General features: G+C 53.1%; 13 protein-coding genes. All 13 read left to right on the forward strand.

The window, feature by feature from the left end; all coding sequences use genetic code 11:
- Positions 1-17 precede the first annotated feature (17 nt).
- The 13 genes from C4S74_RS02935 (at position 18) to sleB (ending at position 15,062) form a co-directional block, all read left to right on the forward strand.
- On the forward strand, positions 18-1,079 hold the full coding sequence (locus C4S74_RS02935; RefSeq protein WP_103993850.1) for a polysaccharide deacetylase family protein: 1,062 nt from the start codon (positions 18-20) through the stop codon (positions 1,077-1,079).
- A gap of 90 nt (positions 1,080-1,169) precedes the next feature.
- Complete coding sequence (locus C4S74_RS02940; protein WP_103994255.1) at positions 1,170-2,426, forward strand: pitrilysin family protein; 1,257 nt, start codon at positions 1,170-1,172, stop codon at positions 2,424-2,426.
- A 31-nt stretch (positions 2,427-2,457) separates the two neighbouring features.
- Positions 2,458-2,895 (forward strand): dUTP diphosphatase, encoded by a 438-nt coding sequence (gene dut / locus C4S74_RS02945; protein WP_374755390.1) that lies wholly within the window; start codon positions 2,458-2,460, stop codon positions 2,893-2,895.
- A gap of 333 nt (positions 2,896-3,228) precedes the next feature.
- Positions 3,229-4,128, forward strand: a complete 900-nt coding sequence (gene dpsA / locus C4S74_RS02950) for a dipicolinate synthase subunit DpsA (RefSeq protein WP_103993852.1) — start codon at positions 3,229-3,231, stop codon at positions 4,126-4,128.
- Positions 4,125-4,721: a dipicolinate synthase subunit B gene (locus C4S74_RS02955; protein WP_103993853.1), complete on the forward strand. Its 597-nt coding sequence runs from the start codon at positions 4,125-4,127 to the stop codon at positions 4,719-4,721. Before dpsA ends, C4S74_RS02955 begins: the two co-directional genes overlap by 4 nt.
- Before the next feature lie 35 nt (positions 4,722-4,756).
- Positions 4,757-5,794: an aspartate-semialdehyde dehydrogenase gene (locus tag C4S74_RS02960; protein WP_103993854.1), complete on the forward strand. Its 1,038-nt coding sequence runs from the start codon at positions 4,757-4,759 to the stop codon at positions 5,792-5,794.
- A 94-nt stretch (positions 5,795-5,888) separates the two neighbouring features.
- Positions 5,889-7,106: an aspartate kinase gene (dapG, locus tag C4S74_RS02965; RefSeq protein ID WP_103993855.1), complete on the forward strand. Its 1,218-nt coding sequence runs from the start codon at positions 5,889-5,891 to the stop codon at positions 7,104-7,106.
- Between the two features lie 29 nt (positions 7,107-7,135).
- A complete protein-coding gene (gene dapA / locus C4S74_RS02970; RefSeq protein WP_103993856.1) occupies positions 7,136-7,996 on the forward strand; it encodes a 4-hydroxy-tetrahydrodipicolinate synthase in 861 nt (286 codons plus the stop codon).
- Between the two features lie 189 nt (positions 7,997-8,185).
- Entirely contained in the window at positions 8,186-9,862 is a 1,677-nt protein-coding gene (locus C4S74_RS02975) for a ribonuclease J (protein ID WP_103993857.1), read from the forward strand.
- Positions 9,863-10,564: 702 nt separating this feature from the next.
- Complete coding sequence (locus C4S74_RS02980; RefSeq protein WP_258042385.1) at positions 10,565-11,239, forward strand: ClpP family protease; 675 nt, start codon at positions 10,565-10,567, stop codon at positions 11,237-11,239.
- The gene (locus C4S74_RS02985; RefSeq protein ID WP_103993859.1) at positions 11,236-11,466 is read left to right on the forward strand and encodes a YlzJ-like family protein; all 231 of its coding nucleotides are present in this window, start codon (positions 11,236-11,238) and stop codon (positions 11,464-11,466) included. Before C4S74_RS02980 ends, C4S74_RS02985 begins: the two co-directional genes overlap by 4 nt.
- A 64-nt stretch (positions 11,467-11,530) precedes the next feature.
- Positions 11,531-14,125, forward strand: a complete 2,595-nt coding sequence (locus C4S74_RS02990; protein WP_103993860.1) for a DNA translocase FtsK — start codon at positions 11,531-11,533, stop codon at positions 14,123-14,125.
- Between the two features lie 136 nt (positions 14,126-14,261).
- The gene (gene sleB, locus C4S74_RS02995) at positions 14,262-15,062 is read left to right on the forward strand and encodes a spore cortex-lytic enzyme (protein WP_103994256.1); all 801 of its coding nucleotides are present in this window, start codon (positions 14,262-14,264) and stop codon (positions 15,060-15,062) included.
- Positions 15,063-15,064: the final 2 nt, after the last annotated feature.

A 15,064-nucleotide genomic window follows, 5' to 3' on the forward strand; every position in this document is an offset into this window, starting at 1 on the left:
GGAGGAGTCGGAATCTCATGCAAACAAAGAAGCTGGTGCTGCTTGGCTGTGTAACGGCCGGGTGTACGTGGGTGCTGCTGCAAAGCGAAAGTGTTCATACCTTCGTGGCGGGAATCCGGGAGGGAAAACAGTCCTCCATGACGATACAGACAAAGCTTTCCAATGATGCGGCGGAACCTCCAGGTGACGATAAGACCGCACAACCGGCAGAGGACGCTTTGCTCGTACGGATCCGGGAAGAAGCGAAAAGTCTGTACGTTGCCCCCATCGATGCGAAAGTGGACAGAGTTTGGAAAGCGGTCCCGGGCTATAACGGTCTCGAAGTCGATATCGACAAGACCTACGAGGCAGCCAGGAAGAATGGGGCGGGAGACAAACTGCCTTTTGTCATGAAGCAAATTCCGCCCAAGGTTAACTTAAGCGACCTTCCGCCGGAGCCTATCTACAAAGGGAACCCCAAAAAGCCGATGGTTTCTTTTATGATTAATGTCGCTTGGGGGGAAGAGTTTCTTCCGTCCATACTGGAGACGCTTCGCAAAGAAAATGTAAAAGCTACCTTCTTTTTCGACGGAAGCTGGCTGAAGAAGCATATGGACATTGCCAAACAAATCCAGAATGAGGGACACGAATTGTCCAATCATGCTTATTCGCACAAGAATATGAGTACGCTCAACCGCTCCAAGGCTTATGAGGAAATTGTGAAAACCGAGGAGCTTCTTAAAAAGGAACTCGGTGTCACCAATGTCCTTTTCGCTCCTCCCTCGGGAGACTTTGACGCGGAAACGGTAAAAATAGCCGCAGAGCTTAAGTTGAAAACCGTCATGTGGACACTGGACACCGTGGACTGGAAAAACCCGGGGGCCCCCGCGATTCTTGTCAAAGTCCGCAAAAATATAGAGCCCGGCACGCTCATTCTGATGCATCCGACCCAGTCTTCCAGCGCCGCGCTTCCCGAAATGATTTCGATTATCAAAAGCAGGGGGCTGCAGCCGGGCACGGTAAGCGAAACGCTGTCACCGCAGCGGATATCGGCTCCCGCTCAGGGAACGGGCAAGGGTGACGAAAAGCGGTCAGGTTGAGTCACTTCGACATTTTTGTTAAAATCAAAGTTGAACCTAAGGGCTCCTAAGCGGACCCGATTGTGCGTACATTTGAGGAGGAACAGCTTGGTGAACAAAACCCATTTAAATAACGGGCTCAGAGTCGTGACGGAGAAAATTCCGACCTGCCGTTCGGTAGCGATCGGAATCTGGGTGAAAACCGGTTCCCGGAACGAAACTCAGCTGAATAACGGAATTTCCCATTTTATCGAACATATGCTCTTTAAAGGCACAGAGCGCCACAGCGCCAAAGACATCGCGGAAGTGTTCGACGGAATCGGCGGAAATGTAAATGCTTTCACATCCAAAGAATATACATGTTATTACGCCAAGGTGCTCGATGAACATCTGAGCATTGCGGTAGATATTTTATCCGATATGTTTTTTAATTCCGTCTTTAATGAAGAAGAGCTGGAGAAAGAAAAGAACGTCATTTTCGAAGAAATCGCCATGTATGAAGATACTCCCGACGATCTGGTTCACGATCTCGTGGCAAAAGCCGCCTACGGAAGCCATCCGCTGGGGTATACCATTTTGGGCACGCAGGCGCACTTGTCCGGCATGAAGCCGAACGATCTGCGGGCTTATATGAAAGAATGCTACACCATCGAGAATACCGTGATTGCCGTAGCTGGTAACATAGACGACAGCGTGTTCGGGCTACTGGAGAAGCATTTCGGTCATTTCGACGTTTCGGGTATGCAGCAGAACCAGGAAGAGCCCGCGTTTATGAGCGAGCGGGTTTTCCAGGCCAAGACGACGGAACAGAATCATATCTGCCTGTCGCTGCCGGGTCTTTCCCTTCGTGAAGAAAACCTTTATCCGATGGTGCTGCTCAACAATGCGATCGGCGGGGGGATGAGCTCCAGATTGTTCCAGGAAATCCGTGAGAAGCGGGGACTGGCCTACTCGGTGTATTCGTATCATTCTTCCCATATCGACAACGGGGTATTTACGATCTATACGGGAACGGCTCCGAAACAAACGGAGGAAGTTCTGAAAGTGACGATCGAAATGCTCAGTGAAATCGCGGAGAAAGGCATGACGGATGCGGAACTGAGAAAAGGCAAGGAACAGCTGAAAGGCAGCCTGATCCTTAGTTTGGAAAGCACGAACAGCCGGATGAACCGGATCGGCAAGAACGAGCTGATGACCGGAAGACATTACACGCTCGACGAAATGATCAACCGGATCGAAAGCGTTGAGATGGAGCATATCCACGCCTTGACCCGCAAGCTGTTCTCCAAGCCATTCGCCATTGCGATGGTCGGCAGCCGCGACGAGGCATTGCAGTCAATCAGAGGAGATGAGCTTCTTGGAAAATAACCCGACAGCATTCCCCGTCCGCATTAAGCGCCTGCCCGGCAGCGAAGGTTTACCGCTGCCGGAGAAAATGTCCGCCGCTGCAAGCGGCTTCGATCTGCATGCGGCGAATATCGAACCCCTGGATCTGGCGCCCGGCGAACGGGCGCTCGTACCGACGGGGTTCGCGCTGGCGATGCCCGTGGAGCTTGAGGCCCAGATCCGCCCCCGGAGCGGACTGGCCTACAAGCAGGGCATCACCACACTGAATTCGCCGGGCACGATCGATGCGGACTACCGCGGCGAAGTCAAAGTGCTCCTGATCAATCACGGTCAGGAGACATTCACGATCCGCCGCGGCGAAAGAATCGCGCAGATGGTATTCCAGCTTGTGCCGGCCGTCTTATTGACGGAAGTGGACGAGCTGGATGACACGACGCGCGGCTCCGGAGGTTTCGGCCATACGGGATTAACGACCGAAACCCGTCAATAGCCGCTTTCCTGCCGGAATACAGGCAGTAATAAAGACGGCAGCGGCCGGCCGGCGTTCCATCGCTGGCTGGACAGGTCCCCCAGTTGGCGGGCCGGACATGCTTCATTCCGCATTGTTCCCCAGCCCTTCGGGGATGGATTAAATGCAGGGAGGCCTCTTCTCAGTCCGAAGCTGAGAAGAGGTCTTTTTTGCGTCCGCCAAAGATATGCCTTTGAGAAAGAGGGCTGAAGCCGCAATGTACGGACGCCCGGCAAGCGGCTGTCACCCTTGGGTAGGCGTCGGCATACTGTATGTTATGAAGACGGATGTACGTAAGGGAGGAACGGAAACAGTATGCTCACCGGAGCGGAAGTGGTTTTTATCGGCGGCGATGCCCGTCAGCTTGAAGTGATCGATAAGCTGATCGAGCTGGATGCGTCCGTGACTTTAATCGGATTTGATAATCTGCAGAAGCCGTTCGGCGGAGCGGCGGGTAAGCAGCTTTCACCCGAAGCGCTGGAGAAAGCCGATGCGCTCGTTTTGCCGGTTGTGGGAACGGATGAACAAGGGCGTGTGGAAGGGATTTTTTCCGGCAGCGAACTGACGCTTACGGCGGAACTGCTCGGCGCTCTCCCTAAACATGCCGTGATTTATACGGGCATGGCAAAGCCATACTTGAAGCAGCTTTGCGCGGCGCAGGGCCTGAGACTGGTCGAGCTTCTCGAGCGGGACGACGTAGCGATTTACAATTCGATTCCGACGGCGGAAGGCGCTTTGATGATCGCCATTCAGAATACGGACATTACGATTCACGGCTCGCAATCGATGGTTTTGGGGTTCGGAAGAACCGGTTTGACGATGGCTCGCACCCTTCAGGGATTGGGAGCAAAAGTGAAGGTCGGAGTGCGAAAACCGGAGCATTTTGCCAGGGCTTTGGAGATGGGTTTTACGCCGTTTTATACCCGCGAACTCTATCAGGAAGTGGGGAATATTGACTTGCTTTTTAACACAATTCCGACTATGATAGTCACAGCGCAAATAATAACGAATATCCCGCATCGCGCGGTATTAATCGACCTAGCTTCCAAGCCGGGCGGAATGGATTTCCGCTTTGCCGAGAAGAGGGGGATTAAGGCGATGCTCGCTCCAGGCCTACCCGGGATCGTCGCACCCAAAACAGCTGGTCGGATTTTGGCGAATACGCTGAGTCAGTTGATGGTGGAAGACATCAGGAATGGGAGTGATCCGGAATGAACTGGAACGGGATAACGGTAGGGTTTGCGTTGACGGGCTCTCACTGCACCTTGGAAGAGATTATGCCGCAGATTCAAAGATTCATAGATGCAGGCGCCGCGGTTGTGCCGATCGTCTCTCAATCCGTTTTGACGACGGATACGAGATTCGGGAACGCCGTGGATTGGCAGAAGCAGCTTAAAGATATGACCGGCAGCGATCCCATCGCAACGATTGTCGAAGCGGAACCGCTCGGTCCATCCAAGAAGCTCGATGTCATGGTGATCGCCCCCTGCACGGGCAACACGACCAGCAAGCTCGCGAATGCAATGACGGAAAGTCCTGTCCTAATGGCCGCTAAAGCACAGATGCGCAACCAGCGTCCGCTTGTACTGGCCATTTCTACTAATGACGGGCTCGGACTGAATTCCGCGAATATTGCGAAGCTGCTCGTTACGAAGAACATTTATTTTGTCCCGTTCGGCCAGGATGCGCCGGAAGCGAAGCCGAATTCGCTTGTCGCCAGAATGGATTTGATTTTGGAGGCGTGCGAAGCGGCCCTGAGCGGCAAACAGCTCCAGCCGATGATTATTGAGCGATTTCAATATTCTTAATCATAGATCATTTAAATAATGGGGGAGCAAACGACATGTCTAATGAAAAAACTTTTAACGTAGCAGTAGTCGGCGCAACCGGCGCCGTCGGAGAACAAATTATCCGCTTACTCGATGAACGCAATTTCCCCATTAAGGAATTAAAATTTCTTTCGTCCCCGCGCTCCGCGGGTACGAAAATTCGTTTCAAAGACAGAGAGATCACGGTGGAAGCGGCAACGCCGGACAGCTTTAAAGGAGTAGACATCGCGCTGTTCAGCGCGGGCGGCGATGTCAGCAAAGAACTCGCTCCGATTGCTGCCGCAGGCGGTACGATTTGTATCGACAACACAAACGCTTTCCGCATGGATCCCGAAACACCGCTTGTCGTGCCGGAAGTCAACATTGACGAGGTACAGAAGCACAAAGGCATCATCGCCAATCCTAACTGCTCCACGATTCAAATGGTGGCTGCCCTGAAACCTCTCTATGACCGTTTCGGCATCTCCAAAATTATCGTATCTACATACCAAGCCGTGTCCGGAGCAGGCAGCAAAGCGATTGATGAGATGCTTCGCCAGTCCCGTGAAGCGCTGGCAGGCAACCCGGTGAACCCGGACATTTTGCCGGTCGGTTCCCTTCCCGTTAAACATCAGATCGCATTCAACGCGATTCCGCAGATCGATAAGTTTCTGGATAACGGGTTTACAAATGAAGAAATGAAGATGATCAATGAAACGAAAAAGATCATGAACGACGAATCCCTTGAAGTTACGGCAACCTGCGTACGGATTCCCGTCGTATACGGTCACTCGGAATCGGTTTACGTGGAATTGAAAGAAGACTTCGAGCTTGAAGAAGTACGCAGCCTTCTTGCGGACGCGCCGGGCATCGTGCTCGTTGACAACCCGCAGGAACAGCAGTACCCGCTGGCAACCGAAGCGGCCGGGAAACTGGAAACGTTCGTGGGGCGTGTACGCCGGGATCTTTACAACAAGCGTGCGCTTAACCTGTGGATCGTATCCGACAACCTGCTCAAGGGCGCTGCCTGGAATGCGGTACAGATCGCGGAACATTTTGCACAGAACAAGTAAACTCACACAATCGGCATCGTCATCAGACGGTGCCGATTGCTCGCATCATGATTAAACTAGGGCAAGATAAGCGAATAGGAAAAGAGGGAAGGACATGCGTATTCGGGTTCAAAAGTTTGGCGGCACTTCCCTGTCCACGCCTGAAGCCAGAAAACATGTGCTGGAACATATCCAGGCTGCGCGCAGCGAGGGTTGTCAGCTTGTCGTGGTGGTATCTGCGATGGGGCGGCAGGGAGAGCCTTATGCAACCGACACTCTGCTCGGTTTGATCCGGCAGAATGGCGACCAGCTTCCTTCAAGGGAGAGGGATTTGTTGATGTGTTGCGGAGAATGGATTTCCGCAGCGAATTTGTGCAGTCTGATCCAAGCGGAAGGCATTCCGGCCGTCGTTCTGACTGGCGGGCAGGCGGGGATCGAAACGAATGACGCCTACGGTAACGCACAGATTGTTTCGGTTCAGCCGAAGCGGATTATGGAGCACCTGGACCGGGGTGAGGTTGTAATTGTCGCCGGGTTTCAGGGACAGACGGCTGATCATGAGTTTACGACGCTCGGACGCGGAGGAAGCGACACGTCCGCTACCGCAATCGGCGGGGCGCTTAAAGCCGAAGTCGTGGACATTTTTACCGACGTCAACGGGATTTTGACGGCGGATCCGCGCATCGTTGAAGACGCCAGGCCTTTAACGCGTGTAAGTTACGCGGAAATTTGCAACATGGCTCATAACGGGGCCAAAGTGATTCATCCCCGCGCGGTGGAAGTGGCGATGCAGGCCAACGTTCCGGTCCGCGTGCGTTCGACTTTCTCCAAGGAGGAAGGCACGCTCGTGACCAATCCCGACTCCTTGTACGGAGCGGAGAAACGGGTCGAAGACCGCCACGTGACGGGAATCGCCCATTTCGGCAATATTACACAAATTCAAGTGCCTGCTGCGGAAGGCCAGTACGATCTTCAGCTTCAGGTGTTCAAAACGATGGCGCAGCACAGCATCAGCGTCGATTTTATTAACGTAAATCCTTCGGGAGTCGTTTATACGGTTTTTGATCACGTGGCGGAAAAAGCGCTTGAGCTGCTGCGCGGGCTCGGCTATAAACCCACTTCACTGAGTGGATGCGCTAAAGTGTCCGTAATCGGAGGCGGCATGAACGGTGTTCCGGGCGTTATGGCGAAGATCGTTGAGGCGCTTACGGAAGAGAACATCCGGATTCTGCAGTCCGCGGACTCCAACACGACCATCTGGTGCCTGGTACACGGGGAAGATATGGTTAGCGCGGTAAGGGCACTTCATAAATCGTTCCAACTGCACAAATAGGCAAAAAGCATACGTAGGAGGCGGGAATTTTGGACTTCGGAAGAGTAATTACAGCAATGGTAACTCCCTTAAACGAACAGCTCGAAATCGATTGGGATCAGGTGGGCCCCCTGGTCGATTACCTGATTGACGAGCAGGGCAGCGAAGGGCTGGTCGTTTGCGGAACGACCGGCGAATCGCCGACCTTGACGGACGAAGAGAAGCTGAAGCTGATCGAAGCCGTCGTCAAGCATGCGAACGGACGATGCAAGGTTATTGCGGGAACCGGCAGCAACAACACGCATCACTCAATCGAGTTATCACGGGAAGCGGCCAAGCTGGGCGTCGATGCGATTCTGCTCGTCGCTCCTTACTATAACAAGCCCAGCCAGGAAGGCTTGTATCAGCATTTCAAAGCCGTCGCCGAAGCCGTCGATGTGCCGATTATCCTGTACAACGTTCCTGGCCGCTCCATTGTCAACATTGATGCGGATACGACGATCAGGCTCTCCCACGTGCCGAACATCGTGGCTACCAAAGACTGCGCCGGTACCGATCAGCTAACGATCGTTGCCGCAGGAGCGGCCGAGGGCTTTACGGTATACAGCGGTGACGACAGCATGACGCTTCCCGCGCTGGCCGTCGGCTGTCACGGTATAATCAGCGTAGCGAGCCACGTTGTCGGCAAAGAAATGCGAGAGCTAGTTGAAGCGTATACATCCGGCGATGTTAAGCGTGCGGCTCAGCTCAACGCGAAGCTGCTGCCGGTGTTTAGCGGTTTATTCTGCGCTCCGAGTCCCGCTCCGGTCAAATATGCTCTTCAATTGAAAGGGGTGGAGACGGGCAGCGTCCGTTTGCCTCTAATCGATTTGAGCGAGCGGGAGCAGGCTTTCGTGGCTTCTCTGTTTTAAATGAATTGTAAAAATTTCTTTATTACGACCGGTGCCGGATGGCATCGGTTTTGTCATTTTAGGAGAGACTACAAATCATATACGCACCAACTTGTAATCGGGTAGATCTTTCCTGTATAATGGTGGCAAGTGACTGGTTCGGTTTCATTATAAAAATCGTCGTCAAATGAATTCAAGGAGGTTACTTTTTTGTCTAAGAAAAATAATGATAAAGTTCTGATTTTTGCCCTTGGCGGCGTGGGCGAAATCGGTAAAAATATGTATGTGGTGCAGTATGCGAATGATATTGTGGTTATCGACAGCGGTTTGAAGTTTCCTGAAGAAGATATGCTGGGAATCGACATTGTCATTCCGGATATCAACTACCTGCTCGAGAATAAGGACAAGGTCCGCGGCATTTTGCTGACTCACGGCCATGAAGACCATATCGGAGGCTTGCCTTACGTACTTCGGCACTTGAATGTGCCTGTTTACGGTACGCGGCTTACCCTCGGTCTTGTCGAGAACAAGCTGAGAGAAGCGAATCTGCTTGGCGAAACCAAGCGGATTCTGATCAATGCGGATTCCGAGCTTAATTTGGGAACGATTACAGCCACGTTCTTCAAAACCAACCACAGCATTCCGGATTCCGTCGGGGTTGCTCTTGAAACTCCCGAAGGAGTCATCGTGCACACCGGAGACTTTAAATTCGACCAGACACCGGTTAATGATCAATATGCTGACCTGCACCGGATGGCCGAAATCGGACAGAAAGGGGTACTGGCCCTTCTTTCCGACAGCACCAATGCCGAGAAACCCGGATTCACGGGTTCTGAGAAAAGCGTCGGCGTTACTATCGAGGAAGTATTCCGCAAAGCCAAGCAGCGCGTAGTTATCGCGACTTTCGCTTCGAACATTCACCGTGTTCAGCAGGTAATCGACGCGGCTGAGGCTACCCGCCGTAAAGTTACGGTAATCGGTCGGAGTATGGTTAACGTGGTGTCGATCGCTTCGGAACTCGGATATCTTCGCGTTCCGGACGGCATGCTGATTGAACCTGAAGAAGTAAACCGCATGGCGGCCGACCGCGTGGTCGTTCTCTGTACGGGCAGCCAAGGGGAGCCGATGTCGGCTTTGACCCGTATGGCTCGCTCCACTCATCGTAAAGTGGACATTCTTCCAGGCGATACGGTAATCATTGCAGCTACTCCTATTCCGGGTAACGAGCGCTATGTCGGCCGTACGGTAGACGAACTGTTCCGCTTGGGTGCGGACGTCATCTACGGACCGGGTTCCAAGACGGGCGTACACGTTTCCGGACACGGAAGCCAGGAAGAGCTTAAGCTCATGCTGAACCTCATGAAACCGAAATATTTCATTCCGATTCACGGGGAATACCGCATGCTTCGTCTTCATGGTCAACTTGCCGAATCCGTCGGAGTTGCCCAGGAAGATATTTTCATTCTGGATAACGGGGACACCGTTGAAATCCAGGGTGGAGTAGCTCGTAAAGGTGCAAGAATTCAGGCAGGCAACATTTTGATCGATGGACTGGGTGTCGGAGATGTAGGTAACATCGTCCTGCGCGACAGAAAGCTTCTTTCCCAAGACGGCATTCTGGTCGTTGTCGTGACATTAAGCAAACAGGATGGGACCATTCTTTCCGGTCCGGACATCATTTCCCGCGGCTTTGTATATGTCCGCGAATCCGAAGGTTTATTGGACGAAGCGAACCGTATCGTGACGAGTACGCTGAATAAGTTAATGAATGATAACGTAAATGAATGGGCGTCTTTAAAAACACATGTGAAAGACGCGCTTGGACGATTTTTATATGAACAAACCAGAAGAAGACCAATGATTCTTCCGATCATCATGGAAGTTTAGTCTCTCAAACTAGTCACTTAACCCAACCGAAACCAAAGCTCTCTCCATTTGCGGAGAGGGCTTTTTTAAATGGTCCCGCACTCTATTCACCGCGGCCTGAGAACGTGTGAATAAAGTGATGGCGTTCCTGCCTACACTAACTCCGATGATCAATTAGGAGGAATAGCCATGGGATACGATAATCGATATAAAGGACAACAGAATAGACCTCCCTACACGGGAGCGGGTCTATCTCCGGACCGCTATGCAGGAAGGAACGAATATACCTCCCAGCAAGCGAATGCGGGTACATCTGGGAGCAGCAGCCCGCTCCACAGAGGAAACGGATACGGCGGACAACAGAGCGCTGGACAGAGTTCTTCCGCTGAAGCAGGACATATGTACTCTGCCTACTCGGGCGGACCTCAAAGAGGCTCCTATGGGCAGGTGAATGCCACTTCCTATAACCAGGCACCGACGTACGGCTTCAGACAAAACGAAACCTCCGGAACAGGGGAAGAAGAGATTAACGATGCCGAACGTGTGACGCTGCAGCAGGTTCATTTCGAAGAGTTCGGAGAGGGTGCTCCTGTGCTTAGAGCCGATTCTTCTCTTACAAGCGACTACAGCCCGCGTCCTCAGGCGCCTTTTCCCGGTCCCGCCCCTTTTAACGAGCCGCCTTCTTTCCGAAACGAAGAGCAGCCGACAGAGGAGCAGAGGAAGCTGGCGGCGGTTGAGACTATCCAGCAGCTTGGGCAGATCAATACGCCGGCCGGTGAGTCTAACATCTACTGCATGAGCATTATCGGTCAAGTGGAAGGGCATATCGTTCTGCCGCCGCAAAACAAAACGACTAAATACGAACACTTGATTCCTCAGCTCGTGGCAGCCGAACAAAATCCGAAAATCGAGGGCATCCTCGTTATTTTGAACACGGTTGGCGGCGATGTGGAAGCGGGGCTTGCCATTGCCGAGATGCTTGCAACGATTTCGAAACCTACCGTTACTCTTGTACTGGGCGGCGGGCATAGCATCGGTGTTCCGATCGCGGTCAGCTCAAACCGTTCCTTTATCGCGGAAACGGCTACCATGACGATTCATCCGATCCGCCTGACAGGACTTGTCATCGGTGTTCTTCAGACGTTTGAATATTTGGAGAAAATGCAGGAAAGGGTAACCCGTTTTGTCACGAAGCATTCCAAAATTTCCGAAGAACAGTTCAAGGAGCTTATGTTCAAAACAGGTGAGCTGACAAGAGATATCGGAACCACGGTTATCGGTCAGGATGCCGTTAAATACGGATTGATCGACGAAGTGGGAGGAATCGGCCAGGCTATCGCCGAACTGAACCGGAGAATCGAGGAACGGAGAGCTTCCCGGGGAGGCGGCACGGCATGACCCATTACACGATACTGCCGGATGAGGTCGTCTACGAAGGCTGGGACGAATTCGAGCCCCGCTTCCGGGACGTTGAAATCAGCGGAATCCTCATGCAGGTGGAAGCTGTCGACGAGAGCCGCGTGCGGATCGTGCGTCTGTACAGCCCGGAGCCAAAACATTACTTAAATCCGCTTTTTACGCCAGGAAGTCTGATTAATTACGTGCCCGGACCGCAGGGGATCTAGGCACTGCCGCCCGTGTTCCGCCTACCGAAACTGTGGTATAATGATTTATCGGAGGTGGAATAGAGTGGCAAAACGCCGTAAGAAAAGCAAGACGGTCAAAACTAATCTCATGTTTGAGCTGTACGGTATTTTAATCCTGATTTTCTCGGTCATTGCGCTGGCCAGGGAAGGTCATGTGGGACGTTCGTTTCATTACGTTTGCCGCTTTTTCATCGGTACGTGGGATTTTCTGATCCCGCTGATCTGCATATACATAGCACTGCATGTTATGGTGAAGCGTTCCTGGCCCTCACGATGGACAACCCGTAAAACCGGGGTTTTGTTAATTGTGACGGGTCTTCTTGTCATGAATCATATTAATTTATTCCAAGCTCTTTTTCCAAAAGGCGACTATCAAGCTACAACGGTCTTGTCGGTAACATGGGAAGCTTTGAAGCAGGGTCTGCAGCCCGCCAACGGAAAAATTCTTCTGAACGATGTGGGGGGAGGGATGATCGGAGCGATCATCTACAGCGTACTGTATTTTCTATTCGACGACATGGGTGCGCGTCTCGTGCAGTTCGCCTTATTTGCGATCGGGCTCATTCTGGTTACAAACTTGTCTTACGTGGAAGCCGTGCAGAAGCTGCGCGCGCGCGGGAATCGTTTTTTTACCTTGCTGGAAAAGAAATTCCAGAGCATGCAGCGCGGAAAGGCCAAATCCTCCCCGGCTGCCAAAACAAAAGGGAAGGCCGCCGTTTCCGCAAGCAAAAGCGAACGAACCTACAAAGAGCCTGACTTTCCTTATGACGACGAATTCGACGAGGAAGTATACCGGCCGGACCCGAAGAGGAAAAAACCTCGTTTCCTCCAGCTTTTAAAGCAGCCCGGCCGTCAGCAGGATGACGATTTCGATGAGGACGACTTGGCTGTATCCGATGCCGGCAGCGTTCATCCCGAAGAGAAGGTCGTCTACAAAGTCGATTCGCCTCTGAATCCCGCTTCGCTGGATATGAACGATGATCCTCAGGCCGACCGGGAGTTTTCCACCGTTTTCCGGGACTTTCAAGAGCAGGTGCAGAAGGAAGAAAAAATCGTCCCTTCCGCTCCGGTGCCGGGAGGCGTGACAGGCCCGGCTGCGGCCGTGGGATCGAAAGCGTCTACGTCTGCTAACGCAGAGCAGATTCCGGCCGATGAGCCGCTTGAAGCTCTGGAAGATCTTCAACTTGGTGATGCCGCCGTGCCGCCGATTCTCCCGCCTTACGACCTGCCGTCTTTGACGCTTCTTTCGAAGCCCGCGGCCGGCAAAGGCTCCGAGATGGCGGATTACAAAGCCAACGCCCGCAAGCTTGAAGCGACGCTGGAAAGCTTCGGCGTACGTGCCAAGGTGCTGGAAGTCGTGCGCGGGCCTGCGGTAACCCGGTATGAAATTCAGCCGGACGTAGGGGTGAAGGTAAGCCGGATCGTCAGCTTGACGGATGATATCGCGCTCGCCCTGGCTGCCAAAGACATCCGGATGGAAGCGCCGATTCCCGGCAAATCCGCGATCGGCATCGAAGTGCCGAACTCGGAGGTATCCGTCGTTACGATGCGCGAGGTAATGGAGACATCCGCCTTCCAGGAAGCGAGTTCCAGATTGTCCGTAACCCTGGGCAGGGACATTTCCGGACAGCCGATTGTCGGCAATCTGGCGAAGATGCCCCATCTGCTCGTCGCGGGCGCTACGGGCTCGGGTAAATCCGTCTGTATTAACGGGATTATTACGAGTATTCTTTACAAAGCGAAGCCCAACGAAGTCAAGTTTCTGATGGTCGACCCTAAGATGGTCGAGCTCAATGTTTATAACGGTATTCCGCATCTTATGGCGCCTGTCGTCACCGATCCGAGAAGGGCATCTCTTGCCCTGAAAAAGGTCGTCGTTGAAATGGAGAAGCGGTACGAGCTGTTCTCCAAGAGCGGTACGCGGAATATTGAAGGCTACAATGCCATGCTGATCGAGAACGGTACGGAAGCTCCCCTTCCGTACATCGTCGTCATCGTGGACGAGCTGGCCGATCTGATGATGGTGGCTGCCAACGATGTGGAGGATGCCATCTGCCGGCTTGCCCAGATGGCGCGTGCCGCCGGCATTCATCTCATCATTGCGACTCAGCGTCCGTCCGTGGATGTCATCACCGGCGTTATTAAAGCGAATATTCCTTCGCGGATCGCCTTCGGGGTATCTTCCCAGGTCGACTCGCGGACGATTTTGGACATGGTGGGAGCCGAGAAGCTTCTCGGCCGGGGCGATATGCTTTACTTGCCTGTCGGAGCGTCCAAGCCCGTTCGTGTTCAGGGCGCTTTCCTTTCCGATCAGGAGGTCGAGACGGTGGTCAATTTCGTCCGGACCCAGCAGGAAGCGAATTACCGGGAAGATATGGTGCCGCAGGTGGAAGAGCAGCCGGAACAGCAGGACGAATTCGGCGACGAGCTTTACGACCAGGCCGTGCAGATCGTTATCGAAGCCAAGCAGGCTTCGGCGTCCCTGCTCCAGAGACGGATGCGCATCGGCTATGCGCGCGCGGGACGGCTCATCGATTCCATGGAATCGAATGGAATCGTCGGGCCGCATGAAGGAAGCAAGCCGCGTGAAGTGCTTATTTCCATGGAGCAGTTCCAGCACAATCGGATGAGTTCCTGATTCAAGTTTTAAGAACGCCCTGCCGGGTTTGCGGCAGGGCGTTTTTGGTGCATAGAACGTTTCCTCCTTTCTCATAATAATCACTAACAGCCAGTCATCATGAGAGAAAGGTTGATAATGGAGCATGAATAAACGCATGAACAAACGATTGATCGCCATCACGGTTTGCGTCGTATTTACGCTGTTTGCCGCGCTGCAGATTAAACAAAACTTCACGACTGAAGCTACCTTCAGCAAAAATCTCATCAGTTATGGAGCCAAAGGCTCCGATGTCAACGAACTGCAGGGAAGACTCAAGTTTCTCGGATTTTACACGGGTAAGGTAGACGGCGATTACGGCTGGAGAACTCTCCGGTCCGTCAAATGGTTTCAAAGCGAGTTCGGCTTGAAAGTGGACGGCCATGTAGGCCCCAAAACGAAGCTTAAGCTGTGGGAAGCCACGAAGAGCTGGAAGCCGACGGCGGCTGAAGCCGGTAATGCGGGCAATACGGGCAATGCGGCAGGCACGGCCAATCAGGGGAATCAAGGCGGCGGTACGGCCGCTTCCGGTTCGAATCTGACGCCGACGACGCACAAAGGATTTTCCAAATCCGACCTCGATCTGATGGCCAACGCCGTTTACGGCGAATCTCGCGGCGAGCCCTACATCGGTCAGGTGGCCGTTGCGGCGGTCATTCTGAACCGCGTGGATTCGGCGAGCTTCCCCAACACCGTGTCCGGCGTGATTTTCCAGCCCGGCGCTTTTACCGCTGTAGCGGACGGCCAAATCTGGCTTACGCCGAATGAGAACGCCAAAAAAGCAGTCCGGGACGCTATCAACGGCATGGACCCTACCGGCGGCTGCGAATATTATTTTAACCCCGAAACGGCCACGTCCAAGTGGATTTGGACACGTCCGCAGGTGAAAACGATCGGCAAGCATATTTTCTGCAAATAAGC

It is taken from the genome of Paenibacillus sp. UNC499MF (genome assembly GCF_900107975.1).
GTDB lineage: Bacteria > Bacillota > Bacilli > Paenibacillales > NBRC-103111 > Paenibacillus_F.

What these genes read in the sequence shown, in the direction of transcription:
- dpsA (WP_103993852.1), top strand. Translation starts at nt 3,229, where the DNA reads ATGCTCACCGGAGCGGAAGTGGTTTTTATCGGCGGCGATGCCCGTCAG.
- C4S74_RS02955 (WP_103993853.1), top strand. Translation starts at nt 4,125, where the DNA reads ATGAACTGGAACGGGATAACGGTAGGGTTTGCGTTGACGGGCTCTCAC.
- C4S74_RS02935 (WP_103993850.1), top strand. Translation starts at nt 18, where the DNA reads ATGCAAACAAAGAAGCTGGTGCTGCTTGGCTGTGTAACGGCCGGGTGT.
- sleB (WP_103994256.1), top strand. Translation starts at nt 14,262, where the DNA reads ATGAACAAACGATTGATCGCCATCACGGTTTGCGTCGTATTTACGCTG.
- C4S74_RS02985 (WP_103993859.1), top strand. Translation starts at nt 11,236, where the DNA reads ATGACCCATTACACGATACTGCCGGATGAGGTCGTCTACGAAGGCTGG.
- dapG (WP_103993855.1), top strand. Translation starts at nt 5,889, where the DNA reads ATGCGTATTCGGGTTCAAAAGTTTGGCGGCACTTCCCTGTCCACGCCT.
- C4S74_RS02960 (WP_103993854.1), top strand. Translation starts at nt 4,757, where the DNA reads ATGTCTAATGAAAAAACTTTTAACGTAGCAGTAGTCGGCGCAACCGGC.